The sequence below is a fragment of the Hydrogenophaga sp. genome (assembly GCF_051007235.1).
In the GTDB taxonomy this organism is placed as follows: domain Bacteria; phylum Pseudomonadota; class Gammaproteobacteria; order Burkholderiales; family Burkholderiaceae_C; genus Hydrogenophaga.
Genome location: NZ_JBPCSJ010000390.1, coordinates 1 through 2,020, shown reverse-complemented (window position 1 = coordinate 2,020; position 2,020 = coordinate 1). Strand labels below are relative to the sequence as shown.

Sequence of the window (2,020 nt, the reverse complement as noted above, 5' to 3'; positions counted from 1 at the left end):
ACTGCCCATCATCGAAACGCAGGCCGGCGACGTGTCCGCTTTCGTGCCGACCAACGTGATCTCGATCACCGACGGCCAGATCTTCCTGGAAACCAGCCTGTTCAACGCCGGTATCCGTCCCGCCATCAACGCCGGTATCTCCGTGTCCCGCGTCGGTGGTGCCGCGCAGACCGACCTGATCAAGAAGCAGTCCGGCGGTATCCGTACCGACCTGGCCCAGTACCGTGAACTGGCCGCCTTCGCGCAGTTCGCTTCCGATCTGGACGAAGCCACCCGCAAGCAGCTGGACCGCGGTGCCCGCGTGACCGAACTGCTCAAGCAGGCTCAGTACGCGCCGCTGTCCATCAGCCTGATGGCCGCCACGCTGTTCGCCGTGAACAAGGGTTACCTGGACGACATCGACGTCAAGAAGGTGCTGCCTTTCGAAAGCGGTCTGCACGCCTTCCTGAAGGACAAGCACGCCGCTCTGCTGCAGAAGATGGAAGCAGGCAAGGCGCTGGACAAGGACAAAGAAGCCGAAGCCCAGCTCGCCGCCGCCATCGCCGACTTCAAAAAGACCGGCACGTACTGATCCGTCCATTGACGAGCTAAGGAGCAGCAATGGCAGCAGGCAAGGAAATACGCGGCAAGATCAAATCGGTGGAGAACACCAAGAAGATCACCAAAGCCATGGAAATGGTGGCCGCCTCCAAGATGCGCAAGGCACAGGACCGCATGCGTGCGGCCCGCCCTTACGCCGAGAAGGTGCGCCAGATCACCGGCAACCTGAGCAAGGCGAACCCGGAGTACACGCACGCCTTCATGCAGACCAACGATGCCAAGACCGCCGGTTTTGTCGTCGTCACGACCGACAAGGGTCTGTGCGGTGGCATGAACACCAACGTGCTGCGTGCGCTGACGAACCAGCTCAAGGAACTGCAGGGCAAGGGCATGGGTGCCGAAGCCGTGGCCATTGGCAACAAGGGCCTGGGTTTCCTCAACCGCATCGGCGCCAAGGTGGTGTCCAGCGCCACCGGCCTGGGCGACACCCCGCACCTGGACAAGCTGATCGGCCCCGTCAAGGTGCTGCTGGATGCGTACACCGAAGGCCGCATCCACTCGGTGCACGTCTGCTACACCCGTTTCATCAACACGATGAAGCAGGAAGCCGTGATCGAGCAGCTGCTGCCGCTGTCGGCCGCTGATCTCCAGGACGGCAGCAAGGGCCGTGACTGGGATTACGTCTACGAACCCGACGCCGCGACCGTCATCGACGAACTGCTGCTGCGCTACGTGGAAGCCCAGGTCTACCAGGCCGTGGCCGAGAACATGGCGTCCGAACAGTCGGCTCGCATGGTGGCCATGAAGGCCGCCACCGACAACGCCGGCAGCGTCATCAGCGAACTCAAGCTGGTCTACAACAAGACCCGCCAGGCCGCGATCACCAAAGAGCTGTCGGAAATCGTGGCCGGCGCCGCCGCTGTTTGACGTTCACCCGAATCCAGAGAATTTAAAAGGTATCCATCATGTCTCAAGTACAAGGCAAGATTGTTCAGTGCATCGGCGCCGTCGTGGACGTGGAATTTCCGCGTGACCAGATGCCGCGCGTTTACGACGCCCTGAAAATGGAAGGCTCCGCCCTGACGCTGGAAGTCCAGCAGCAGCTGGGCGACGGCGTGGTGCGCACGATTGCGCTGGGCTCCTCCGACGGCCTGCGCCGCGGCATGCTGGTGACCAACACCCACGCCAACATCACCGTGCCGGTCGGCAAGGCCACCCTGGGCCGCATCATGGACGTGCTGGGCACGCCCATCGACGAGCGCGGCCCGGTCGACCAGACCCTGACCGCTCCCATCCACCGCAAAGCCCCGGCCTACGACGAACTGTCGCCCTCGCAAGAGCTGCTGGAAACCGGCATCAAGGTGATCGACTTGGTGTGCCCGTTCGCCAAGGGCGGCAAGGTGGGTCTGTTCGGTGGCGCCGGTGTGGGCAAGACCGTGAACATGATGGAACTCATCAACAACATCGCCAAGGCCCACAG

1 protein-coding gene and 2 pseudogenes are annotated in these 2,020 nt (G+C 62.7%); all 3 read left to right on the top strand.

What is annotated here, in order from left to right; translation table 11 throughout:
* Positions 1–571 (top strand): annotated as a pseudogene (locus ACR2JA_RS13975) (F0F1 ATP synthase subunit alpha); the annotation flags it as partial.
* Positions 572–600: 29 nt separating this feature from the next.
* On the top strand, positions 601–1,467 hold the full coding sequence (gene atpG, locus ACR2JA_RS13970; RefSeq protein ID WP_434009688.1) for a F0F1 ATP synthase subunit gamma: 867 nt from the start codon (positions 601–603) through the stop codon (positions 1,465–1,467).
* A 38-nt stretch (positions 1,468–1,505) separates the two neighbouring features.
* Positions 1,506–2,020 (top strand): annotated as a pseudogene (locus tag ACR2JA_RS13965) (F0F1 ATP synthase subunit beta); the annotation flags it as partial.